Below are 23,059 nucleotides of genomic sequence, written 5' to 3'. Positions count from 1 at the left end.
AGCTTTCGATTGCCATACAGGGAGCTTCAGGTTTCTGAACGAACAGGCTGATATCTGTTCAATGTAAATGGATATACTCATCAGAAAAACACGGCATTTCTGCAAAGTGGGGTTCAGAATTGAGCTCAATTGTGCTATGCTGGTCAATGTTTTTGGGGGGTCAATTGACGTTTTGGTAAGGTCAGCAAAATCAAGCTGTAGGGATCTATCGAGATTTTCCTGAGGTGAGCCTTGCAAACGGCAACGACGAAGACTCTAGCCTCTTTGTCCAGCCCTTCTTTGCTTGCCCAGTGAGCGGCTTGAAAGTCGTCCTATCTCATTTTCAAGTACAAATCCCAGGATAAGGAAGGGCATTGTGTTGAATCTTTTTGCCAGCCTGCTGTTTGCATCCGCTTTCCTCAGCCCATCGGGAAACGTCGTCATCGAGGGGGATCCAGGGGAGTGGGTTTTCGCCGATCATCAAGTCCTAGAAGGGGTTACTCTAACCCTTCTCACACGGCCCGGAGAGAGCTTGGCCTCTTGGAGAGAGATGCTCTCCGTCATGGACGTTCATGTCGAGGGATCGCCGCGCTTTCTTGCCAACCACATGCGGGACAACCTCCTGGCCAACTGTCCCCAAACGACTTGGGAGTTCCATCGGGAGAGCGAAGAAGATGTGCTCTACGAGTTTCGCAGTGCTGGCTGTCGTGGAACGGTGAGTGGAGTTGAGGAACATGAGATTGGCCGGATCACCCGAGGCCCAAGCGGCAGTGTGCGCATTGCCTATGCCGCAAAGCCAGAGATGACGTCCGAAGTGCGAAGCCGCTGGCTGAACTTACTGGGCAGCGAGGTGGGGACAGCTCAGGGTTTTCCCATTCGCAACCTCAGCGGGGCGATTGCACAGCCTTCTTCCCCGGTTTCGGAAGCCCCAACCGCAGAGCGGCAGATCGCCCGGTGGCTGCAGGAAGCAACCGATGCCCTGAAGCAGCAGGAAGATTTGCTGGCCGAGCTGGATCGCCTAGGTCAGGAAGCGCAGGCGGATGCCCGTGCCTACAGCCAAGGAACCCCCAAAGAGGCGGGGCTAAGGACAATCGGCCTGTACCGAGGTCGGGGGGACGGCAGCCCTGGCGAGGCCACAACCGAGTTCAAGACCACTGACACCTTGATCTGGGCCATCTTGCCGGTGGGCAACCTTCCTGCCAACGCCAAGGTGGAGATGCTCTGGTACTACGAGGGCGGAGAAGCTGGGGGCGAGCAACTGATCCGCAGGCTAGATGTTCCCTGGGATCCCTTGGCCGATACCGTGCGAGGCTTTCTGAGCTTCAGCCAACCCTACACCGGGCGCTACCGCGTCGAGATTCATGTCAACGGCGAGAAGGTAGGAATTGGCCGCTTCACGATCCGGTAGTCTCCTGCAAGAAGTACCCCTCCTACGGGGTTACACAGGCTTGGGGGTGGACAATCTCCATCACCAACTCCGACGGGGTGAAGACCGCTGTGCTGGGATCGAGAGGAGGGCTTGCTATCCTCGACGAGTTCTGCATATGGGCCTGACTTTGAGGTTGTAGATAAGGCTGGTGCGGTATTGCAACAGCAAATTGCGCAGATAAAGGGGCAAGTTGCGTCGGTAGAGGGAGCGGGTTTTGCGGTAGATAGATTTGCTGCGCCGGTTAATCGCTTGGCTGCGCCGCTGCAGAGAGGTTTGGAGTGGACGTTGGAGTGCCAGGGATCCGGGCACACGCATAAACCTTGGCCGTACCATGTCCCACCTCAAGAGCAGCGTTGAACGTTGGATCCAGTGTAGGGGATCCTCAGGGAAGCAGCCGCCAGCGGGTCAGCCTATTCTGCAGGTGGTCTGCCCAGCTTGCCGAGATCCCGGCAAAAGCTTCATCCCTCTCCAGATCTTGCAGCAACTGCCGACCCAGAGGTGCCAGACGATACCGATCCGTGATCCCCTGCCCATCCACTTCCCGCCGCAACAGCCCCACCTGAATCAGCCACATCAGCTCCTGATCCGCCCGCATTTCCGATAAAGGACGCCGGGTGTAGCCCGCTTGAACGCCCGCCCAGCCTGCAATCTTTGCCGGCGGGATCCCTTTTGTGCTCATGGCCTGCAGCAAGGGCAACCGAAAAGGGCTGCAAATCCAGGCACGCCAAGCCCTTCTGTACACTGACTCAGAGTCATGGAGCATGAGGGACAAGGGGAGTCCTTATGTTCTTATTCAATTCTGTCAATGGCCGTTGAGCAGCAGGCTTGTTACAATAAATTACGATATGTTGATCATCCTTGCCATTGTTGTCCTCCTGGGATTCTGGGCGCTGCGCTTGATGGAGCAGGCTTTTCAGAGTCAGGAGTTCTCGCGCATGTTGGCAGGGACACTGGTGGCTGTGGCTGCCGGCGGCGTCTTGACCTGTTACTTTCTGATGAGCGATACCCTTCAGATGTTGTTTCATCTGCAAGCGCAGTCCCCCTCTTCCTACTCTCAAGATCTGCTCTCCGATTTGAGCTGGCTTGATCAGTAAATGGGCGGTCATGAGCTACACCAATGCAGTAGCTCCGCTAGCGAGGTTGTGACGCAGCTTTTATAGTCGTTTTAAGCCGGAATGAAACATTTCCATCTAGCTCCCCTCTCTTGCTGGGGGTAGGGCGGCAGCGGAGAACGCTTAGGGAGTGTTTCAATCTAGTTTGAAATGGAAGGCCAAAGTATCTGGGGTTATGGCATCCTCCTACATCCGCAAGGATGGAGTAGCAAGACCTGCCGCCCGCTTGCCAACAGTGAGCGGGAGAAATCCTGCAAGCTGTGAAAAAATCCGTTGACTTGAGCCGTGGGAAGAATGTCAATGGGCCAATTGGGTTGCCAGCCAGACTCGGATGCTTCGGATCATTTGGTGGTTGGGGGCCAGTAGGTTCTGGTAGATCAACTGTCCAAAAGCATCGATGGGGCTGAACTCTTGCCCGACTTGGAAAGGATAGCTAAAACCCAGTGGAGTGAGGTGATCCCCCTCGAGATGCTGCCACTCGGTATAGCCTTGATACTTGCGGCAAAGCTGTTGGTAGAGCAGAGGAATGTCGTCAATATCATCCTGTCGAAATTCCACAAGCAGGTTGTGTCTAACCGGATACTGCTCCTCAATTAAGCGGTTGGTTTCTGCTGGGGAAGGCTCGAACTCTAACCACAGATTCACAGGTGGCGAGGAGGATCCCATCCACATCCGCCACAGATCGGCAAGCTGTTGTTGAGGCCAAGATTGGGCCAACAGCCGCAGCAATGGCAAAGCCCGATCTAGCCCGGCATTGCTGTAGGCCAGGAAAATATTGCCTCGCCGCTGGGATCCCAGAGAAGGAACGGCTAGACAAGAGAGGATCTGCAACTTACAGCCCAGGCTATGACCCAAACCAAACAGGGGCAACTCCAGCAAACCCTTGCTTTGCAGGCTTCTGTGCAAAGATTGGGCTGCGTTGAGTGCCAGTTGGGCGTGATCGATATCGGTGGTGTAGGGGGTGGCAACAACGGCCATGCCCATACGGGCCAGTTCTTCCAGCAGGCGGCTGTAGAACACTTGCGGGGCAGCTCCCACAAAAGCTCCACCCAGAAAGTGAACGACGGCGCGGGGTTGAGGGGGCAGAAGGAACCAAGTATGCCCATCGGTTTGCCAAGTTGGTGCCATGGTGTTGCAACCTCGCCTGCGAGTTTGTTGAAGCTTTCCCCATAACCCAGCGCTCGGCAGATCCCACTTTGCCCACTTTACGCCGGTTCCCCGCGCTGGCCAGCCCCTGGAACTCATCCTAATGGACATCTTGCCCAGACATGGGGATCCCCAGTTAACTTCTGATGCAGCAGGCAAAACTGATACATTTACGCTGAACACTGCTGACCATTACTGCTCAACGGTGCAGCGATAGCATTTTGTCCATTACTGAACAGAAAGGCGGTATCCCGCAAAGCTCTGAGCATAACACCCAGAGCGCCTTGCCAATCTCGTGGTAGCCTGTGGTTGCACTTTGGGCATCTAAACACCTTTGCGCCACCCAACTTAGTGTGGATGTGCCCGCACTTGGTACAGATTTTGCTGGTGTACGCTTCCGATACTTCCACGACGACCACGTTTTTCTTTTGGGCTTGAAACTTCAGGAACTGTTTGAACCGATAGTGTGCCCAGGTGAGCATCGCCCTTGCCGTCTTGCTACCAAACTTCCTCCCTGCCTTGGCAACCATCTTGGCTGACCCGAAAGTGGGGAGAAATATCAATCGGTAGTTGTCCGTTAGGAACGCCGCTACCTTGCGATGGCACTCGTCCACCAAGTTCCTGATTCTCTCCCGCAGACGAAACGCCGCTTGCCGCATTCGCCTACGCTTGGGTCTCGGTGCTTTACTCAGCCTAGACTGCAGATCGTCTAGGTGGTAGCACAGCCGAGCGATTCTACCAAAGTCTCCCTTGGCGATATCTACAAAGCCCGCCCCATCAAACCCTGTAAGGAAGCTTCTTACTCCAGGATCAAGTGCGATCACCCCCTTTGCTAACGAACACTGCTCGTTCACGGGCTCAGGAAAGATGGCATACCATCTGTCTTTCACCCGCATTAGTTCAGTTCCACGTGCCCATTCTCTGGGCATCTCCTCGGATGCACGGAACGCCAAACCTCGGGTGAGTTTCGGATACCACGTTCCATTGCGAAAGTTGCCGGCGTTGAATTGCAGCGTATGCGACCTGTCCCGCACACTGCGAAACCTCGCGTCTTTGCTTCGGCGGAACGCCAACCACGCCTCGACGACCGCGTTCTGCTTGATGTGGCAGGGGGCGTCCTTCACCCACTCAGGCAGGTCGGAGCGCAGGATGATGTCCCGCAGCTTTCTGGCCGTTTTTGGGGCACCATGCTGACGCTGATAGGCAATCGCTTGGTTGTAGCAGTACCGGCACGCCGCTTGCCACCGCTTCCAAACTTTAGCCAGCGCTGGCTCCGGATAAATCCGTATCTTTCTCGATTGCAGCCCGATATTTCCTGAGTCCGTAGAGCCGACTACTGAAGCAGTGCAGGATGGTGAGGATATCCTCAACCAGTTCCTGTTGGGGAGAAAGGTGATCGTCATCGAGAACCAAGATTTCGCATCCGTATTGACGGCAGTACCACTCAACGAACTCAAATCCAAACCGGCAGAGTCGATCCCGGTGAGCGACCACAATTGTTCCGACATCTCCCGCACGAACTCGTTCCAATAAGGCAAGGAACTTTGGTCTTTTGAAGTCGAGACCGCCGCCAATCTCTCCGACCACTTCGGCTCCAGGATAGAGGTTAACCAGCCTTGCAATCTGTCGCTCCAAATCTGACTTCTGCCCTCGGCTGCTAACTCGGGCATACAAAACGACTCGTTTGGCTTTCTTTGGCGTTCTGATGTAACTGTCGAGGTCATACCTTCTTGCCCTACCAGATGGCGTACGTATTGCTTTGATCCAACCTTTCTGCTCCCATCGCCTCAAAGTGTGGAGACACACCCCGAAATAATCCGCCGCCTCTCTCGGTTTCACATACCTAGCCATACCAAGCAGTCATGCTGAACATGCTATACATTATTTCCAGTATAGTCCAGCGTATCATTGACTAGAGCCTTGCTCTGCCCCGCCTCAGACTGAGGTTCTAGCACCGAAGGGTAGTGCGCTACACTCGCCGAGATTGGGTTTTGAGTGTAGGATCCCTGCCCAAAAGTTGCTGCGGCTGCTATGACTAGGGCAGTGGGTGGTGAGGGATCGTGATGAAGACTTCACAGCTTGCAAAAGGATGCCTGCTGATCGATTGTCAGGGCTTTGATGAAAAGACGATAAACCTGTTTTTGGCACCTGGGCCCGATCCCTACCGGGAAACAGAAGAATTTCTCCTGGACTGCGAGATGCGGGCAGATGAGCTGCCCCGTTATCTGCGGCGGGCCTTGCTGGAGTTTCAGTTGTATTCCAATTCGGAAGGGATCCTGCTGCTGCGGGGTTTGCCCGTGGATCCCGGACTAGACCATACCCGCACACCGGCTCTGGCGCAGCGCTCTGAGGAGAAAACCACTTTTGTCAGCGAACGCTGCTTGGCGATGATCGGCAGCCGCTTGGGGCATTTGGTCTCCTACATCCAAGAAAAAAACGGGGATTTGTTTCAAAACTTGGTGCCTACTCCCGACAGCGAAGAGGTGCAATCTTCCGAGGGATCCCGCACTCGGCTACAGTTTCACCGCGAGACGGTTTTTCATCCCTACTCACCAGAGTTTTTGCTGCTGTTTTGCCTGCGCCCCGACCATGATCGTGTGGCGGAAACCACCTACGCCAGCATCCGTCATGTCCTGCCTTTGCTGGGAGAGCGCGATCGAGAGCTGCTGTTTGAACCCCTGTATCGCACTGGCATCGACTACTCCTTCGGCAACCGGCAAGCCCTGATCAATGGCCCCATTTTGCCGGTGTTGTATGGCCGTCGAGAGGATCCCTTCTGGAACTACGACGAAGACCTGATGGTGGGGCTCACCCCCGAAGCCAGTCTGGCTCTAGAAGCCCTGAGGAAGGGAATCCACGCTGTCTACCGAGGCATCAAGCTGGAAACAGGGGATCTACTCTGTATTGACAATCGCCGCACCGTTCACGGACGGACTGCCTTCTCTCCCCGCTACGATGGCTTCGACCGCTGGATCCAGCGCTCATTTGTGGTGCGGGATCTCGGCCTTTCGGCAGGGGATCGCCATCCCGGTGAGCGCATCATTCGCACCGCCTTCGCAACAGATGATGAGGCCCAAGCTGCCCTCAATGGGGAGCAGGTCTGTCTCAGAAGATCCTGAGAAGTTCGCAGACTTCAGCGCCATCCATAGCTCAAGTCCGTAAAAGTACTATTGGCGATTTCCCCGAAAGGGTTTGGATGAGTCGCCCCAGATTCTGATGTCAAGATACGTGATCCTCACGATGGCTATCGCAGAGCGTTTCCAGCATTCTAGGCTTATGAGCTAAAGCCATCAATTCTTCTCACGATTGCGAGGTTAAGATGAGCATTCGCCAGATCATCGATGAGGTTTTACAATCTTCGGTTTTAACTCTGCAGCAGGAGTCCAGCATTAACCAAATCCTCTGGGAAAAAAACTATGATCTATCTGATCTAGAGGCTTTAGATAAGCTGGTGGAAGCCATTTTGCGCCAAGAGGTAAGGGCTGCTTCCGATCCCTGCTAGAAACCTAGCCTTGCTTGCAAACGACGGCAGATCTTGCTCAAAACTTACACACTTACACAACGCACAACTGAGAGCAATTGTGCATGCTCCTAGCATGAGTCGGGATGAGATTCCAATCTCTCGACAATTTCCCGGATTAAATGCTCATCAGAGCGATTGATCTCGGGGTGGAAAGGCGCCTGTTTTAAGTAGCGCTTGAGATCCTGGCAGGCTTGCTGCCAACGGCCCAACTGATAATACAACAGCCCGCGATCCCTTAGGTGGGGCAAGGATTCAGGGATCAACAACAAGATCCGTTCCGCTGCTGCCAAAGCGGGTTCCAGTTCGGCGCGGCTCAGATAAATTTGCTTGAGGTTGTTGAGCAAGCGTACCAAGATCAGGCGGGGAGGGGTGGGGCGTAGGTGGTGTTCTTGGAAAGGGATCCCAGGCCCGTAGATTTGCGACAAAAGCTCTTGACAATCTTCTGGAAATAAAATCTCCCCCTGCTGAAAGGGATCCACAAAAATCTCGGCGCCTGCAAACAGGGGCCGGATTAAAAAGTGGCCGGGCATGCCCACTCCTGCCATGGGAAAATCGATCCGCCGCGCCAGCTCTAGATAGATCAGCGACAGCGTAATCGGGATCCCGGTGCGCCGATCGATCACTTCGTTCAAAAAGCTGTTGCGTGGGTCGTAATAATCTTCGCGATTGCCACGAAAGCCCAGATCCTCAAAGAGATAGTGATTCAAGATCTTGATGACCCGCAGGGGATAACGCTCCGGGGGAAGGCGCTCTTGCACCTCTGCGGCCATCTCATCCAGAGCGGCCACATACTCTTCCACCTCCAGATCGGGATAGGCTTCTTGGGCAATCCAGAGGGCCGCCCGACCCAGATCGATGGGCTCCGATTGGATTTCAAGGGCAAAGCGTTGACGGGCAGCAGGAATGCTCATGAAATGTTAAATATTAAATATTGAGGTTCTTTGCAAGTTGAGGTTCTTTGCAAGGATCTCGGTTAGAACAGCAGCGTGCAAAAGCTGGTCAACAGCAAGGTCACCGCCGTCAGGAGCAGGCTAAAGCTCCAAAGCCGCAAAGCGGCAAGCAGCAGGATCCCGATCACCCAAATCAGCAGAGCATTCCAATAGGGTCGGTTGGGGGCTTTGGACACATTAATTTTCTGGAAGAAGGGCAGCAGGATGAACGATACATCCAACAACAGGCGCGGCAGCCGCAAATCGTCCGGCAGCGGCAGATCTCGCACCGCCAAATAAAGCAGCCCCCAGCTCAACAAAAGCGGGATTAGGAGCAGATAGTTGGATTCGGCCAGCAGGGGTCGATCCACCACCAGCGGAAACAGAGGGCTGATCCCCCAGAGCAGATAGAGGTAAAAGTTGAAGTTCAGCAGCGGCTGTAGCAGAGGGGGCACCTTGAAGCGTTGACCTTGGGATCCGATCCCGTTTACCTGAGCTGCGATTTTCTGGCCCAGGGATCCACCTTTTTGAGGGGTTTGCGCTGCCGGAGCCGCCCGCCAACCGCAGTGGTCGCAGTAGGGAGATTTGAACCGGTAGGCTGGGATCGGCTTGCCACAGGAAGGGCAACGTTGGATCGGACGAGGTTGAGAACTGGAAGCCATGACCACCCCGCGGTACTTCTGCCTTAGCATGCCCCAATGGCTCTCAGTTTACTCCCAGGGCAAATGACAGTGTGATACAGGCTGCCCCCAAAGCCGCGCCGGCCATGACCTGAACGGGAGTGTGGCCCAGCAATTCTTTCAGGTAGGGTTCTGGAAAACGGTCGGCGCCCTTTTCTTCAAACCATTCTTCCAGGAGGCGATTCAGCACCCGCGCCTGTTTTCCAGCGGCTTGGCGGATCCCGGCAGCATCGTACATCACCACCAAAGCAAAAACCACCGTCGCGGCAAACAGCAGGCTGTCCCAGCCTTCCTGCATCCCCACCCCAATGGACAAAGCCGTCACCAACGCTGCGTGGGAGCTGGGCATTCCCCCGGTTTCCACCAAGACTCGCAGGTTAACCTTGCCTGACCGCACATAGGAAAGGATCAGCTTGATGGCTTGGGCCAACACACTGGCCAGCAAAGCAACCCAGAGGACATGATTGGCCATCAACTGTTGCAGCATACGGCTCTCCAGCACAGGAATGCGAGCAGGGTCTCCAGGGATCCCATCTGATCTTGTCCCCTTGTCCTGTCCTAATGCTGACGGCGAGTGATGAAGTCCGCCAGAGCCAGCAGCGGTTCTGCCCGCGATCCATAGGGGCGCAACGCTTCCTTGGCCGATTGAATCAGCTCCTCGGCTTTTTGCCGGGAAGCCTCTAGGCCCAACAAGCTGGGATAGGTGGCTTTGGCGGCAGCTTGATCCTTGCCTGCCGTTTTGCCCAGTTGCTCGCTGGTGGCGGTGATGTCCAAAATGTCGTCCACAATCTGAAAGGCCAAGCCAATATCGCGGGCGTAGCGGCTCAGGCGGTCCAGCAGCTCCTCATCTCCCCCCGCCAGGATCCCTCCCGAAACCACCGAGACCTCCAGCAGAGCGCCGGTCTTGTGGCTGTGAATGTACTCCAAAGTTTCCAGGGAAATGGCTTTGCCCTCCGACTCCAGATCCACCACCTGTCCCCCCACCAAACCGGTTGCCGCCACAGCATGGCCAATGCGGGCAATCACCTGCAACACCAACTGCGGCGGTACCCCCTGAGTTTGGCTGGCAATGTGCTCAAAGGCAAAGGCCAGCAGGGCATCTCCTGCCAAGATGGCAATGTCTTCGCCGAACACCTTGTGGTTGGTGGGTTTGCCGCGGCGAAAGTCGTCATTGTCCATGGCCGGCAGATCGTCATGGATCAGCGACATGGTGTGGATCATTTCCAGGGCACAGGCGGTAGGCAGAGCCTGCTCCACAGTGCCGCCGGCCAACTCGCAAGCAGCCAGACAAAGGATCGGCCTGAGGCGCTTCCCCCCTGCCAATAGGCTGTAGCGCATCGCCTCGTAAATGCGCTCCGGATAGGCGGGAACCAAAGCTGCAGAGAGAGCTTCTTCCACCTGTTGCTGACGCTGGCTCAGGTAGGCTTTCAGGTTAAAGGTTTGGGCAACCAAGCGGGGTTTCCTCTCAACTCGGCAATGGGGGGATCCTTGTCGAGCCGTTCTTCAACAGACTTGTCAGGTGTCATTATCTCATGTCCACTTTAATTGGGGATCCCAGCCCAGAGGCCAAAAGGGTAAGAAGTAACAGCAAGTTGCAGCCGATGAAGAAACTGCAGGGATCCTGAGCCGCCAACTTGCGGTTGCTGTCGCCACAATGTCAGGATTCATAAGGATCTTTAGCCGGATTGCCCTCCTATGTCCCACTCGCCTGTTCAGCTCAGCGCCCCCCCCTCCACCGCCAGCGGTGCGGAGCACTTGGGTGACCGTTTGCTGCGGGCGGCCCGAGGGGAAGTGCTGGATCGCCCTCCAGTTTGGATGATGCGCCAGGCGGGTCGCTACATGGCGGCCTACCGCGAGCTGCAAAGCAAGTACACCTTTAAGCAGCGTTGCGAGATCCCGGAGCTGGCCGTCGAGATCTCGTTGCAACCGTTTCGGGCCTTTGCCCCTGATGGAGTGATCCTGTTCAGCGATATCCTCACCCCCCTTGAGGGCATGGGGATCCCCTTTGAGCTGGTGGAGCATCAGGGGCCGATCATCGACCCGCCGATTCGTTCGCAAGCCCAAATTGAGCGCATTCGCCTACTGGAACCGGAAGAAAGTCTGCCCTTTATCAAGACCATTCTCAGCACCCTGCGCCGCGAGGTGGAAGGGAAAGCAACGCTGCTGGGGTTTGTCGGCTCCCCCTGGACTCTGGCCTGCTATGCCGTGGAAGGGCGCAGCTCCAAAGATTATGCCCACATCAAAAGCTTGGCCTTTACACAGCCGCCATTGCTGCATCAGTTGCTGAGCAAGCTGGCCGACAGCATTGCCCGCTACGTGATCTACCAGATCGAGGGCGGCGCCCAGGTGGTGCAGTTGTTCGATACTTGGGCCGGCCAGCTCAGCCCAGTCGATTACGAGTGTTGGGCCTTGCCCTACCAAAAGCAAATTGTGGATCAGGTGAAAGCTCGGTATCCGCAGGTGCCGCTGATCCTCTACATCAACGGCAGCGCCGCTTTGCTGGAGCGGGTGGGCAAAGCCGGCATCGACGTGTTCAGCCTCGATTGGATGAGCGACATGGCAGAGGCCAGGGCTCGCCTGGGATCCCTGGCGGTGCAGGGCAATCTGGATCCGATGGTATTGCTGGGATCCCCAGAGTTCATCCGGCAGCGCACCCTAGAAGTGATTCAAAAAGCCGGATCCCGTGGACACATCATGAACTTGGGCCATGGCATCCACCCAAGCACTCCAGAGGCCAATGTCCATCACTTTTTCGAGACGGTGCGCCAGTCGGCAGAGCTGATACATTTACGCTGAACACTGCTGAACATCACTGTTCAACTATGCAGCGATAGCATTCTGTTTGTTTCCATTCGCGTTAGCGGGACGGAGTCCAAACAGAATGGCGGTATCCCGCAAAGCTTTGAGTAGAATACCCAAAGCGCAGTTTCCGTGTCGTCTTACTACCAATTTTCTGCTTTGCTTTGGCTACCATGTTGGCAGACTCGAAAGTAAACAGAAAGATCAACTGGTAGTAATCCGTACTGAACATATTATACATTATTTTCAGTATAGTTGAGCTTATTATTGACTAGAGTCATGCTCCTAAAAGCCCTCTAGCCTAACAGGCAGCGCGAACCCCTCCTCCCTGAAGCGTTTTGCTCAACTTTTGCTCTAAGGTTGCACGGCCATCTCCAGGGATCCCCGGTGTACATCAGCGTCATCATTCCCACCTACAACCGCCGTCCCATTTTGGAGCAGTGTCTGCGGGCCCTGGCGCAGCAGCAGCCCGGCCCCTACGAGGGCTACGAGGTGGTGGTGGTGGACGATGGCTCCACCGATGGCACAGTGGAATGGCTGCAGAACAACCCCGTTGGCTTGCCCCAGTGGAAACTGTTGCAGCAGGAGCACCGTGGCCCCGCCGCTGCCCGCAACCTGGGGTTTCGCCACGCCCAGGGATCCCTCATCGTCTTTATCGACAGCGACCTGGTGGTGGTGGATCACTTCTTGGCCAGCCACGCCCAGATGCTGCGGCGGCACGGCGTTACAGGGGATCCCCGCTCCCCCCACGAGGCCAAGGTCTTCACCTACGGGCGGGTGATCAACACGAGCAATTTTCAGGATCCCCGCTCCGAACCCTTCAAGCCCACCGATTTTTCGGCAGCCTTTTTCGCCACCGGCAACGTGGCCATTGCCCGCCATTGGTTGGAGCTGGCCTGCGAAACCCCCGCCGGCCCCTTTGACGAGCGGTTTCACCTCTACGGCTGGGAAGACCTGGAGCTGGGGGTGCGGCTAAAACGTTTGGGCCTGCGCCTGGTCAAGTGCCCCCAGGCCACCGGCTACCACTGGCATCCGCCCTTTGAGCTGCAGCAGATCCCAGGATTGATTGAGCGGGAACGGCAGCGGGGCCGCATGGGTATTCTCTTTTACCAAAAACACCCCACCTGGGCCGTGCGCCTGATGATCCAACTGACGCCCCTGCACCAATTCCTGTGGGGCCTTTTATCCCTGGGGGGCTGGCTGAACGAGAAGCGGGTGGAACCGCTGCTGCGCTGGTTGATCCGGCATGGCCGCTCGCAGTTGGCCTTGGAGCTGTGCCGGATTTTTTTCCTCAACTGGTACAACGTGCAGGCCGTTTACGAAAGCTACAGAGCGATGAAGGCGCGAAATAAGGGGATCCACTCGGCTTGAGCTGCCACCAGGGCGGGGTAAGTGAGTCGGCCATAATCCTTGCCGGGAATGAGAGGCTGGCCGGGATCCGGATCGGCACAGCTCAGGGGTTCCCAAACGGCGCCGGCCCCCTTGACAATGGCCCACACTGCCGCCACATCCCAGATCTTGGGCGAGCGTTCTACCGCCCCCAAAAGGCTGCCACCGGCCACCGCCAGCAGGTTGTAGGCAGCGCCCCCCAACATCCGCGCTTTGCAAGGGAATTGCGGGCTAATCCAATGGCTGCTGCGGGAACAGAAATTGAACAATTGGTTGGGGCCGGGTGAGGCGGTGCTAGGACGGATTGGCTGGGGACAGGCGGGATCCCGGTCGTGGCGGGTGAGAAAAGCTCCTGCTGCTGCATCCCCAGGAAACCGAGGCCAATAACCGTAAAAAGTCTGGCGGATGGGCGGCAGATGGACACAGCCAAACACCGGCACGCCCCAATGCAGCAAAGCCAAGGAGCTGCCCCAAATGGGGATCCCACGGGCAAAATTGGTGGTGCCATCCAAAGGATCCACTACCCAACACCACTCCTTCTCGGGAAAAATGTGGTTGGATTCCTCGCTCAGATAACCGTGATCGGGGTAGGCAGCGGCAATGGCCCCTTGAAAAGCGCGATCCGCCCACTCGTCGGAAGAGGTTACCAAGCTGCCGTCGGCTTTTAAGGACTCCGTCCCGCTGGCGCGAACCGTAGGGTGGGCCTGGCCAAAGTCTGCCAAGAGCTGGGATCCCACGCTGGCCGTAGCCTGCAAGGCAAACTCGGTAACCTCCAGCCAGAAAGGGGATAGAGCAGCAGTTGCAGAAGGAGCACTCATGCCCCAATCCTAGCGGGATCCCTGGCTTTTGGGGTGGAAAAGGGGTCGCAATGGCAGCGGATCCCTCACCAGCAGGTTTTAAGCCCCTAAGCTGACTAGAATCATAGGTAGACTCCCCGGCTGGCCGCCCTCCTCCATGAACCAGCGCCTGATTGGACAACTGATTGGCAACCGCTACCGGCTGACCCGCCACATCAGCGAGGGTGGCTACGGCAATGTGTTCGAGGCGGTGGATACCCAGCTCAATGACGAGCTGGTGGCCGTCAAGTTGTTGCGCCCGCCGCCCCCGGACATGGGCCCAGAGTACTACCAGCAACTGCAGCAACGCTTCATGGATGAGGCCAGGGTCAGCGCTCTGTTGGGCGAGCACCCCAACATCGTGCAGGTGCGCTCTTACGGCCTGTACCAAAACCAGCCCTATCTGGTGATGGAGTACCTGAATGCCAAACCCTACAGCGGCCAGGGGTTGGACTATGTGCTGGCTCGGGAAGGCCCCTTGCACCCAGAGCGAGTGGTGAACTTGGCTCTGCAAATTTGCTCTGCCCTGCACCACGCCCACAACTTTCAGATGGATCTGGGCAAGCACTCCATTCGCGGCGTCATCCACCGCGACATTAAACCCAGCAACATCTTTGTGCAGAAAGGGCCCGATGGGAAAGAGCGGGTCAAGATCCTGGACTTCGGCATTTCCAAGCTCATGGGGGAGACCTCTCGTGGCCTGACGCAGACGGGCTATTTTTTGGGCACGATGGTCTATGCCTCGCCCGAGCAAATGCGCGGAGAAAAGCTGGATGGCCGCTCCGACATCTATTCCCTGGGGGTGGTGCTGTACGAGCTGTTAACTGGTGCGTTGCCCTTCGAGCCGGATACCGACACCTTGCAAGGCTGGTACCACGTCCACAACTTTCAAAAGCCCCGCCCCTTCCAAGACCACAAGCTAGCCCACCCCATCCCTGCTGCTCTGGAGAGGGTCATCCTCCAGTGCCTAGAGAAAGACCCTGCCCTCCGCCCAGCCAACATGGAAGGGCTCAGCCAGCAGCTACAGGCTGTCTATGGAAACAAGGTTGCCCCTCCTGCCCCGTTCGTCCCCTCAAGTTCATCTCCTGCATCTCCAGGTGTTCGTCCCCAGCGGATCCCGACCGGATTTGGCCAGCCGACTTCCCAACAGCCGATGGGTCGAGCCGCCCCAGACGAGGAAGAAAAGCTACAACGGGCGGTAAGCCTGATCGAGGCAGGCGAGTACAAGATGGCCGTCCATCTGCTCAATGAGCTGATCCAGAGCGCCCCCAACGAAGCCCGCTACTATCTCTACCGCGGCCTGGCCCACCAACGACAGGGGCATTGGGGCCTTGCCCAGATGGACTATCAAGGAGTGCTGCGGCTGGAACCGGGTAACCCTTCAGCGGAACAGGGACTGCGCGAGGTGGAACAGAAGGTTGGGCAGGAACATGTCAACAGCAAGTCCGGCTCTCATCTGTTGGATGCACCCCTGAATGCACCCCGCCTGGGCAAAGGGTCGGCGTTGAGTTGGCTCTTGGCCAATTTGGGGGCGGCTGGGATCGGCTACCTGGGGCTGGGGGCATCAGCGCCTCTGCTGGCGGCTTTGGGATCACTACAAGAAGCGGTGGCTGGAGCCGGCCTTGGCTTGCTGATGGGGCTGCTGCAGTGGCTGGTGTTGCGGCGGCAGGTTTCGGTGGGATGGGTGGCTGCAACTTTGCTGGCCACGGCTTTGGGCTGGGCGGCGGCGGATTTCCTCGCTCCCCAGGTGGGGGTAGCAACCTCTGCTTTTAACCCGACGGATCCCTGGCTCCAAAATGTCTTGCAGGCAATGGGAGATGCGCTGCGCGGTTTGCTGGTGGGGGTTGGCGTCGGTGGGCTGCAATGGGCCTTGTGGTCTCAGGGCTGGAAAGGTGGCCGGGCTTGGCTCTTGGCGGCAGTTGCCGAAGGGGCAGGATCGGCTCTGTTGATGGGCTGGCTGCTGGCCAATACTGCCTTGAACAGTTGGCTGCTGCTGATCGTGGGGCTACTGGCCAACACGCGCCCCCTCAGCGCAATGGTGCTTTTGAATTTGCGCCGGATCCCTCCTGTTCAAAGTCAACAACAAAGTCAACAACAAGCCCCTTAGCCCACAGGGATCCCATCTGAGTTCTCTCTCTCAAGAAGAGGGAAAGACAGGAATCAAAACCGCTCATTATTTTTCTCACGATTTTTCTCACGGTTACCGGGGAGCGCCGTGAGATCCCCAGCTCAGAGCTACGCGACTGGTTGTAGGGAGTAGGGTCGTTTGAGCTACTGAGAAAAGCCCTATGGCCCTGTGCATGCAACGTTTTGGGTGTGGGCCAGTGTCCTGGCCTAAATTTCAAGAGGGCAAGGATGCACGCTATAGAGGAACTTTCTAGCGGAGCTATTGCACCGGCTAGTGTCTCATTGCCATTTGAATTGACTATAAGTGCTGCTGCAAAACCAGGAACCAGAATCCTCGCCCGGCGAGTATGTTATGACTCTGAGCTGGAAGCTGTTTTCGAGTAAAACTCACGCATTTCTGTAAACCACTCCAATCGCGAGGGATCCCAGGTGTAGAACATGTGTCCGCCGCGATAATGACGTAGGGTGAGGTTGGCCTTCAACCGCGGATCCAACTTCATCAAATCCACCAGGTGATTCGAGGCAAAGTAGGGAGTGACCAGGTCGTAAAAACCATGATGAATGCTCACCCGCATGTGGGGGTTGAGGGCCATGCTGCTGCGCAGCTCATCCATTGCGCCGATGAATCCTTGCTTCAACTCTCCTTTTGGGGTGAACCGCCAGGACTTGAACACCTCTAGGTTCAGCAGGTGATAGGTCAACTCCGTTTCTACTTGCAAGGTCTCCCGCAAGTGGCTGTTGATGGCCGCCGTGAACAGGCGATCGATCCCATCCAAGGTGGGATCGGATCCCTCAAAGGTAGGCCGATCCGGAAAGGGATCCACCGTGGTTACAGAAGCATCGTAAAGCCCCAGCACCAGTCGCTGCGACCGCAACAGCTCGCGGGCAAAACTGGCGATATCGATCCGCCCGCCTTTGTGGGCTACATATTCTGGAGATAGGCCGATCCCTGCTGCCATTTCCTGATACACCGCTTGCCGTTCTGCCTCTGGCATTGCCTCCCCCATGGCCAAGAGGGGCAGCAGACGTTGTCGGGCAAAGCGTTCTGCTTTGGGCAGCAGGATCTGCAAATCCTCCCCCCAGCCACACCGTCCATGATGAGCTGCTGTAGCTACGTAGGAAGGGAAAAGCGTTGCCCAGGTGCTGAGGTTGTAATCGTTGGTCTCCAGCAACCCAAACTCAAGTGCAGGCGAAATGAGAATGGCCCCCGACAAGCCTACGCCAAACTTGGATTGCAGCTCCTTGGCCAGCCGCGCCACCCGAAACCCACCGTAGCTTTCGCCGGCAATGAAAATGGGGGAGAGCCAGCGTTTGTATCGGGAAAGAAAGCCCTGAATGAATTCTCCCAAGGATTGCAAATCCCGCTCCACATCCCAGAAGGGCGATTCCTTAGGAGGCTCCTCCGCCTTAGCATCCGGCTGAGGGGGCTTGGATGCCGGATCGGATTTCTCCCGGGAATCTTTGGGGTCTTGAGAATCCTTGGGCAGGGCGCGGCTGAACCCCGTCCCCACCGGATCGACAAAGACCAGGTCGGAAAAGGGCAACCAACTTTCGGCATTGTCCACCAGCCGCACCGGGGAGGGGGGCAAACTGCCGTTGGGCCCGAAGCAAATCCGTTTGGGCCCCAGCGCTCCCATGTGCAGGTAGGCAGAAGCTGCCCCAGGCCCACCGTTGAACACAAAAGTGAGAGGGCGGTGCTGGGCAGCAGAGTCTTGCTTCAGATAGGCGACGTGAAAGATCTCGGCCACCGGCTTTTCCCGCTGGAAAAGGGTCTGCCAACCGGCCAGCGCTCTGTAGGTAAAGCTCTCCTCTCCAGCCGTAAACCTGTGCTCGGTGGAGGAGAGGGGGGAAGTGGGCTTAGATTCAGTAGCCATGAGAACAGGGATCCGCAGTCTGATCCCCAGTGAATCACAAGTCGCCGACCCTCAACACTCCCAGAGGAATCTCCAAACGGCACCTCACAGCGTCAGCGGAGCTTCCAAAGTTAGATTGAAAGATTGGCCGGGGCGCAGCACCACCACCTGGGGAGCGGTAACATTGCCCACCACCACTCCGGTCACGGCGCCTCCCAGGACATTGCCCACTGATACTCTGCCCGTGATGGCCCCCAAAATGGCTCCCGCGGCTGCCCCAATGGCTGCATCCTGAGCGATGGCCTCAGCCGAATACTGACGGGGATCCTTTTCGTCGTGGAGGATGTTGGAGGAAGCCCGCAGGCTGTAGGTACGACCGCCGAGAACAATGGAAGTGCCGACAAAGCGGGATCCGCCCGGTGCAGGTTCCATCTGTCCAAAAATGCGGCTACCCGCCGGGATCACCAAGCGCCCCTGACTGTCAAAAATGTTCTGAGTAACGGCCACTTCCAGGGGATAGACGGTGTCGGGATAAAAGTATTGCGGCCCTTCGCTACTCAGGCTGCCGACCGGGATAATCGTCCCCTGCTCAAGGCGGTAGGCACCCAATTCAAAAAGCGGCTGAGCCGAACTGGGCAAGGGGGCCAACGAAGGGATCCCGGCCAGGCCAAGAATGGCTGCTGTTAAGATAGCTTTCATGAGTAGAGTCTCCAATGCTTCGCCAAGTTCTGCCGAGTTCTGAGCAGTTGCCTGAAGCTATTCCAAGTCAATTTGCTTCCTTGTCTCAGCTTCTCTCCACTTCTAGGTTATCGAATCCTTCCTAGGGCTTGTTTTCTCCCACAAGTCGATTTGTTTTCAACTGTTGGCAGTTTGGGTGGCCATCCTGCAGCACAACGCCTCTTAGAAATGCTGGAAGGCTTGTTGACGGCTGAGGGCTTGCCCGTCCTTCAGCCAGACGGTTCCCTGCGGATCCCAGCCTGTCACTTCTCCAATCCAAACGGCCCCCGGCAATCTTTCCAACAGATGCTTGGCCACCGACACCTCGGCACTGAGGAGCAGCTCAAAATCTTCGCCTCCATAGAGCGCCCATTCCAAGGCTTGGGCCGGAAAAGCCTGCCGCAAAGCTTCTGAAATCGGGATCCGCTCCACGGCAATCCTTGCCTCCACCCCACTGGCCTGACACACCTGCACCAGGGCATCTGCCAAACCGTCGCTGGTATCCATGCCGGCAATGCGCAAGGGATCCGGGATCCCTTCTAAGAGGGGCAACAGATCCAGTCGCGGGCGTGGGTATTGGTGAGCCCTGATCAACTGCTCGCGCTCGGCTGCCGTGGCTGAGGATCCCTGTTCAGGATGGAGAAGCAGCTCCAAGCCTGCCCGCGCATCTCCGTGCGGCCCTGTTACCACCAGCCAATCGCCGGGTTGAGCCCGTCTGCGCTGAATAGCCCGCCCCGGCTGCACCGATCCCAGGGCCGTGATTGCCACAAATCGATGCGGCGACCGACACAGATCCCCTCCCACCAGTTGGCATTCCCAGCGGGCGCAACAGTCCCGCATCCCTTGATAAAGCTCCTCCACCCAAGCGACCGGCGTGGATCCCGGCAAGCCCAAACCCACCACCAACGCCTGCGGACGGGATCCCATCGCGGCCAGATCCGATAGATTGGCGGCCACCGCGCGCCAGCCCACCGCATGGGCCGGGGTCGTCAGATCGCTGAAGTGAACTCCCTCCACCAACACATCGGTTGTCACCACCAACTGCCCCTCCGGAGCAGCTAACACCGCCGCATCATCCCCCACCACCTGGGCCGGACAGTAGCGCTGCACGATCTGCAGCAGACCCGCCTCCCCAATTGCTGAGATGGGTAGGGGGGAAGGATCGCCGTTTTGTGGGGAAGAACTGTCAGAAAGACCGGAGAACAAGACAGACCTCTGAGGGTAGCGAGGATAACACAGCTGCAAGATCTGGTGGATGCTGGAGTCTTGTTGGATATTTCCAAGGATCCTGCCTGCACGCCACAGGCAAGCTGGAGAATTCTACCCCGCCGTCCGCTGTCCAATCAGGGCATAGAAGGGATCCCCGCCTCCGCCTGCCCAAAAGCCCAGCCAACCCATAGGGGCAGGCCGCTGGATCACCTTCACCACCGCAAACCCTGGCACCGACTCAAAATAGCGCCTGACCAACTCCACTCGCCCCGCCTCAGAGTTGTCCCGCCAAGCCTGGATCGCCTTCTGGAAAAACATGCGATTGGAGAAGCTGACGATGAACAGGCCCTGGGGCTTTAGGATGCGATACACCTCGGCAAACACCTGCTCTGGCTGCTGCAGATACTGCACCGAGACCGTGTTTAGCACCGCGTCGAAGGATTGATCAGGGAAGGGCAGACTTGGGTTTTGGTTCAAGTTTTGGATGAAGAAGTGATCCAGCCGGGGGTTGGCCGCCAGTTCCTCAGGGTTCATCCCATGCCCCTCCACATGGGCAAACTCCATCTCAGGTGGCAAATGGGAGACCCAACTGCTCATCAGATCGAGAATGCGGGTCTGGGGCCGCAAATGCTCGCGGTATAGATCGGTGAGCTGGCCGATGAAGCCAGAATCCACATGAGTCACGAAGCGAGGATAGCTGTAAAAGAGGGCATCGTCGCTGGGATCCAACTTGGAGCGCTGCCAATCCTTGAGCACCACCATGGCCAAACGGTTGCAAATCTTAATCAAAGCTAACATTTTGGAAGCTTCGGAAAAGGGGTGGGCGTGATACCTTAGCAGAGCAACAGTGGCCATTTCGCGAAGGACTCTTTGCCGTGATGTCTGTGTCTCACCCCTCTTCAGCGGCTCCTTCTTCTTCTGGGTCTAACTTTGGCCTGCGGGAGTACGTAACCGAACTGCAGCTCCACATGGCTCTGCAGGCTCGCAGCCTTACTCCTTCTCTCAGCGTTTCCCCAGCCCAGGACAGCCCCCTGGCTCTGGTGCAGCGGGCACAGGCAGCTATGGAGAAGTCCGTTTCCCGCCAGTGGCTTTGAGCGGCACAGCCTGGGCAGAGAGGCTCAGGCCAAGCTTTTGCGCAACACCCCCTGCACCAGCAGAACCGACACCCCCACAAACCCCGTCAAAAGGCCCAGGGATCCCGCCAGGGTGAGATCGCCCCAGGGAGCCTGCAGCACCACATCGGCCCAGCTCCAATGGCTGCTGCGGTAAACATGGCGGATGGGCTCGATGGCAAAGGTGAGGGGGTTGAGGCTGGCCACCCAACGCAGCCAGGTGGGCATAAAGCTCAGGGGAGCCAAGGCCGTGCTGGAAAAGATCAGGGGCAAGTTCACCAAAAAGATGAAAGCCAGCAATTGCTGGTGCCCCGGCATGGCAAAGGCCAAGCCCAAGCCCAGCGCCGTAAAGCCCAAGACCAACAGGCCCACGATCAGGGCCACCACCGCCAAGCCTGGCCCGTCGGGGATCCCGGCCCCAAGGGCGTAGTCTGCCCCCACAATGACTGCCGTCTGCAGCAACGCCAAGCTGACGATGAACAGGCTAGAAGCAAGAACAATGGAAAAACGAGAGGTGAGGGGAGCCACCAACAACCGGTTCAAAAAGCCAAATTCTCGGTCGAAAATCACCGGCACCCCAGCATTCAAGGCTCCACCAAAAGCCGTAAACACAATGACTCCCGCCCCCAAAAACTGGGTGTAGTTTTGTCCGGCCCCGAAAATGCCGGCAGGAGCATTCTGAAACAAAGCACCAAACAAAATTAGCCAGAGCAACGGCTGGATAATGCCAACCAGCAAGGTTGTGGGGCGACGCTGCAGTTGGATAAACAAGCGGCGGGTGAGGGCAAAGGTCTCCTGCCAAAAGTCAGCCGTCAGAAGGGGGATCGGGTTAGATTGAACCGGGGAAGAGGCAGAGTTCATACCCAAGCTCCTGTAGAGTTGTGATCAATGAGTGTGTGATGAATGAATGCAGTATCTAATCCATCAACCAATACAGCCAATAAATATCTCGATATGCCTTTGTACAGGGATCAATGGGGCTCGATCATGAGGGGATGAAGTTACTTTTTCTTTTTGCCCAGATTGGCCTCGGCAGCGGCCAGCTCCGCGTCCATCAGGGTTTGCCCGGTTGCCGCCAAATACACATCATCCAAGCTGGGACGAGACTGGGTGCTGCTGAACACCTCTAGCCCATGAGCCTGCAAGTGGGCGCGAATCTGGCTGAGGGGATCCTCTCCATTCCGCTGCACCACCAGATTCAGGGCGTTGCCCTGGGCGCTGTTGATCACCACCTTCTGGACAAAGGGCAGGGATCCCAGCAGTTGGGCACCCCGTTGGGCCAGTTCCGCCGGGGCAAATTCCTGCAGCTTGACGGTGATGCGCTCGCCGCCGACGCGGGTTTTCAGCTCCTCGGGGGTTCCCTCGGCGATCACCTTGCCCCGGTCGATGATGGCTACCCGATCCGCCAGCAGGTCGATCTCCTCCAGGTAATGGCTGCTGAGCACCACCGTGATCCCTGTGTTCTTGAGTTGGCGCAGAAAATCCCAGATGGCCAACCGACTGGGAATGTCCAGGCCCACCGTGGGCTCGTCCAAGACCAGCACCTGGGGTTGATGGAGCAGTCCTGCCGCCAGATCCAAGCGTTTGCGCAGCCCGCCGGAGTAGGTACCGATGCGCTGGTCGGCACGGTCGGTCAGCCCCAGCAGCTCCAGGACGGCAGCGATTCGCTCTTGAGCCAAGGGGCGCGGCAGGTGGTAGAGGTCGGCCTGCAACTGCAACAATTCTCGCCCGGTCAGCACCTTATCCAAGGCCACCTCTTGGGCGACAAACCCCAGTTTTTCTCGTACCGCTTTGGGGTTTTCGCTGGCCGGGATCCCGTACACCTCTATCCGGCCCGCATCGGGACGAAGCAAGGTGCAAAGGCAATGCAAAGTGGTGGTCTTGCCGGCCCCATTGGGGCCGAGAATGCCGTAGATCTGGCCGGGTTCCACCCGAAACGAGACGTCCGCCACGGCCACTGTGGATCCGTAGCGCTTTTGAAGTTGCTCTACCAAGACCGCAGGAGTATCTGACATGGGTATCCACATCTCGCTTCCTCTAGGCTATCAAGCCTGTTCGGGAGATGAGGCCAGGGATCGCCACCATTTCTTGCTCGTTGCCGCCAGCCCCCTAGGGATGGTGGGAGGTAAACTACCCGGCTCCGACCGCTAAGCGGTACGGAGCGGGCTTTCAGTAGCCCTGAGCCTGTTCTGCTCTACCAGAGAACAAAACAAGCCCGG

General features: G+C 57.3%; 24 protein-coding genes. 8 read left to right on the top strand and 16 right to left on the bottom strand.

Features of this window, described 5'->3' with window-relative positions; translation table 11 throughout:
* The first annotated feature begins 355 nt into the window (after window positions 1-355).
* Window positions 356-1,387: a hypothetical protein gene (locus tag ACVW0B_RS00120; protein ID WP_457490653.1), complete on the top strand. Its 1,032-nt coding sequence runs from the start codon at window positions 356-358 to the stop codon at window positions 1,385-1,387.
* A 114-nt stretch (window positions 1,388-1,501) separates the two neighbouring features.
* On the opposite strand, the gene ACVW0B_RS00115 is transcribed toward ACVW0B_RS00120, so the two are convergent.
* Complete coding sequence (locus ACVW0B_RS00115; protein ID WP_457490652.1) at window positions 1,502-1,741, bottom strand: hypothetical protein; 240 nt, start codon at window positions 1,739-1,741, stop codon at window positions 1,502-1,504.
* A 49-nt stretch (window positions 1,742-1,790) separates the two neighbouring features.
* Window positions 1,791-2,171, bottom strand: a complete 381-nt coding sequence (locus tag ACVW0B_RS00110) for an Npun_F0494 family protein (RefSeq protein WP_457490651.1) — start codon at window positions 2,169-2,171, stop codon at window positions 1,791-1,793.
* 82 nt (window positions 2,172-2,253) lie between these two features.
* Here ACVW0B_RS00110 and ACVW0B_RS00105 point away from each other — a divergent pair, with 82 nt between their 5' ends.
* The gene (locus ACVW0B_RS00105) at window positions 2,254-2,502 is read left to right on the top strand and encodes a hypothetical protein (RefSeq protein ID WP_011433446.1); all 249 of its coding nucleotides are present in this window, start codon (window positions 2,254-2,256) and stop codon (window positions 2,500-2,502) included.
* 315 nt (window positions 2,503-2,817) lie between these two features.
* Here ACVW0B_RS00105 and ACVW0B_RS00100 read toward each other — a convergent pair whose 3' ends face one another.
* The 3 genes from ACVW0B_RS00100 to ACVW0B_RS00090 form a co-directional block, all read right to left on the bottom strand.
* Window positions 2,818-3,648 carry a DUF1350 family protein gene (locus tag ACVW0B_RS00100; protein WP_457490650.1) on the bottom strand — a complete coding sequence of 277 codons (831 nt, stop codon included), beginning with the start codon at window positions 3,646-3,648 and terminating at the stop codon, window positions 2,818-2,820.
* 188 nt (window positions 3,649-3,836) lie between these two features.
* A complete protein-coding gene (locus ACVW0B_RS00095) occupies window positions 3,837-5,036 on the bottom strand; it encodes an RNA-guided endonuclease InsQ/TnpB family protein (RefSeq protein ID WP_457490737.1) in 1,200 nt (399 codons plus the stop codon).
* Entirely contained in the window at window positions 4,924-5,517 is a 594-nt protein-coding gene (locus ACVW0B_RS00090; RefSeq protein ID WP_457490649.1) for an IS607 family transposase, read from the bottom strand. Before ACVW0B_RS00090 ends, ACVW0B_RS00095 begins: the two co-directional genes overlap by 113 nt.
* Before the next feature lie 212 nt (window positions 5,518-5,729).
* Between ACVW0B_RS00090 and ACVW0B_RS00085 the strand changes: the two genes are divergently transcribed.
* Together ACVW0B_RS00085 and ACVW0B_RS00080 are read left to right on the top strand one after the other, a co-directional pair.
* Window positions 5,730-6,785 carry a TauD/TfdA family dioxygenase gene (locus ACVW0B_RS00085; RefSeq protein ID WP_457490648.1) on the top strand — a complete coding sequence of 352 codons (1,056 nt, stop codon included), beginning with the start codon at window positions 5,730-5,732 and terminating at the stop codon, window positions 6,783-6,785.
* A gap of 200 nt (window positions 6,786-6,985) precedes the next feature.
* Window positions 6,986-7,168 (top strand): hypothetical protein, encoded by a 183-nt coding sequence (locus tag ACVW0B_RS00080; RefSeq protein WP_414342619.1) that lies wholly within the window; start codon window positions 6,986-6,988, stop codon window positions 7,166-7,168.
* Window positions 7,169-7,257: 89 nt separating this feature from the next.
* On the opposite strand, the gene ACVW0B_RS00075 is transcribed toward ACVW0B_RS00080, so the two are convergent.
* From ACVW0B_RS00075 to crtE, 4 genes are all read right to left on the bottom strand, one after another.
* On the bottom strand, window positions 7,258-8,100 hold the full coding sequence (locus tag ACVW0B_RS00075; RefSeq protein ID WP_414350903.1) for a SirB1 family protein: 843 nt from the start codon (window positions 8,098-8,100) through the stop codon (window positions 7,258-7,260).
* 62 nt (window positions 8,101-8,162) lie between these two features.
* Window positions 8,163-8,780: a hypothetical protein gene (locus ACVW0B_RS00070; protein WP_414419016.1), complete on the bottom strand. Its 618-nt coding sequence runs from the start codon at window positions 8,778-8,780 to the stop codon at window positions 8,163-8,165.
* 43 nt (window positions 8,781-8,823) lie between these two features.
* Window positions 8,824-9,285, bottom strand: a complete 462-nt coding sequence (locus ACVW0B_RS00065; protein WP_414407301.1) for a divergent PAP2 family protein — start codon at window positions 9,283-9,285, stop codon at window positions 8,824-8,826.
* A 71-nt stretch (window positions 9,286-9,356) separates the two neighbouring features.
* On the bottom strand, window positions 9,357-10,250 hold the full coding sequence (gene crtE / locus ACVW0B_RS00060) for a geranylgeranyl diphosphate synthase CrtE (RefSeq protein WP_414328882.1): 894 nt from the start codon (window positions 10,248-10,250) through the stop codon (window positions 9,357-9,359).
* Window positions 10,251-10,493: 243 nt separating this feature from the next.
* Here crtE and hemE point away from each other — a divergent pair, with 243 nt between their 5' ends.
* Both hemE and ACVW0B_RS00050 read left to right on the top strand, forming a co-directional pair.
* Complete coding sequence (gene hemE, locus ACVW0B_RS00055; RefSeq protein WP_457490647.1) at window positions 10,494-11,594, top strand: uroporphyrinogen decarboxylase; 1,101 nt, start codon at window positions 10,494-10,496, stop codon at window positions 11,592-11,594.
* A gap of 390 nt (window positions 11,595-11,984) precedes the next feature.
* A complete protein-coding gene (locus ACVW0B_RS00050) occupies window positions 11,985-12,968 on the top strand; it encodes a glycosyltransferase family 2 protein (protein ID WP_011433457.1) in 984 nt (327 codons plus the stop codon).
* On the opposite strand, the gene ACVW0B_RS00045 is transcribed toward ACVW0B_RS00050, so the two are convergent.
* Window positions 12,923-13,804, bottom strand: coding sequence for an inositol monophosphatase family protein (locus ACVW0B_RS00045; protein WP_414351233.1), 882 nt, complete (start codon window positions 13,802-13,804; stop codon window positions 12,923-12,925). The genes ACVW0B_RS00050 and ACVW0B_RS00045 overlap by 46 nt on opposite strands.
* A 136-nt stretch (window positions 13,805-13,940) precedes the next feature.
* On the opposite strand from ACVW0B_RS00045, the gene ACVW0B_RS00040 reads away from it, so the two are divergent.
* Window positions 13,941-15,929, top strand: coding sequence for a protein kinase domain-containing protein (locus tag ACVW0B_RS00040; RefSeq protein ID WP_457490646.1), 1,989 nt, complete (start codon window positions 13,941-13,943; stop codon window positions 15,927-15,929).
* Window positions 15,930-16,299: 370 nt separating this feature from the next.
* On the opposite strand, the gene ACVW0B_RS00035 is transcribed toward ACVW0B_RS00040, so the two are convergent.
* The 4 genes from ACVW0B_RS00035 to ACVW0B_RS00020 all read right to left on the bottom strand — a co-directional run bounded on the left by ACVW0B_RS00035 (window position 16,300) and on the right by ACVW0B_RS00020 (window position 20,490).
* Window positions 16,300-17,823 carry a S10 family peptidase gene (locus tag ACVW0B_RS00035; protein ID WP_457490645.1) on the bottom strand — a complete coding sequence of 508 codons (1,524 nt, stop codon included), beginning with the start codon at window positions 17,821-17,823 and terminating at the stop codon, window positions 16,300-16,302.
* Window positions 17,824-17,907: 84 nt separating this feature from the next.
* Entirely contained in the window at window positions 17,908-18,501 is a 594-nt protein-coding gene (locus tag ACVW0B_RS00030; protein WP_414407239.1) for a hypothetical protein, read from the bottom strand.
* A gap of 201 nt (window positions 18,502-18,702) precedes the next feature.
* The gene (gene thiL / locus ACVW0B_RS00025) at window positions 18,703-19,725 is read right to left on the bottom strand and encodes a thiamine-phosphate kinase (RefSeq protein ID WP_457490644.1); all 1,023 of its coding nucleotides are present in this window, start codon (window positions 19,723-19,725) and stop codon (window positions 18,703-18,705) included.
* A 114-nt stretch (window positions 19,726-19,839) separates the two neighbouring features.
* On the bottom strand, window positions 19,840-20,490 hold the full coding sequence (locus tag ACVW0B_RS00020; RefSeq protein ID WP_011433463.1) for a class I SAM-dependent methyltransferase: 651 nt from the start codon (window positions 20,488-20,490) through the stop codon (window positions 19,840-19,842).
* A 116-nt stretch (window positions 20,491-20,606) separates the two neighbouring features.
* Here ACVW0B_RS00020 and ACVW0B_RS00015 point away from each other — a divergent pair, with 116 nt between their 5' ends.
* Window positions 20,607-20,822 carry a hypothetical protein gene (locus ACVW0B_RS00015; RefSeq protein WP_011433464.1) on the top strand — a complete coding sequence of 72 codons (216 nt, stop codon included), beginning with the start codon at window positions 20,607-20,609 and terminating at the stop codon, window positions 20,820-20,822.
* A 24-nt stretch (window positions 20,823-20,846) separates the two neighbouring features.
* On the opposite strand, the gene ACVW0B_RS00010 is transcribed toward ACVW0B_RS00015, so the two are convergent.
* Window positions 20,847-21,701, bottom strand: a complete 855-nt coding sequence (locus tag ACVW0B_RS00010; RefSeq protein ID WP_457490643.1) for an ABC transporter permease — start codon at window positions 21,699-21,701, stop codon at window positions 20,847-20,849.
* Window positions 21,702-21,841: 140 nt separating this feature from the next.
* On the bottom strand, window positions 21,842-22,855 hold the full coding sequence (locus ACVW0B_RS00005; protein WP_457490642.1) for an ATP-binding cassette domain-containing protein: 1,014 nt from the start codon (window positions 22,853-22,855) through the stop codon (window positions 21,842-21,844).
* Between the last annotated feature and the right edge of the window lie 204 nt (window positions 22,856-23,059).

The organism is Thermostichus sp. MS-CIW-23, from assembly GCF_054059455.1.
This window is presented reverse-complemented; position numbering and strand designations above follow the sequence as displayed.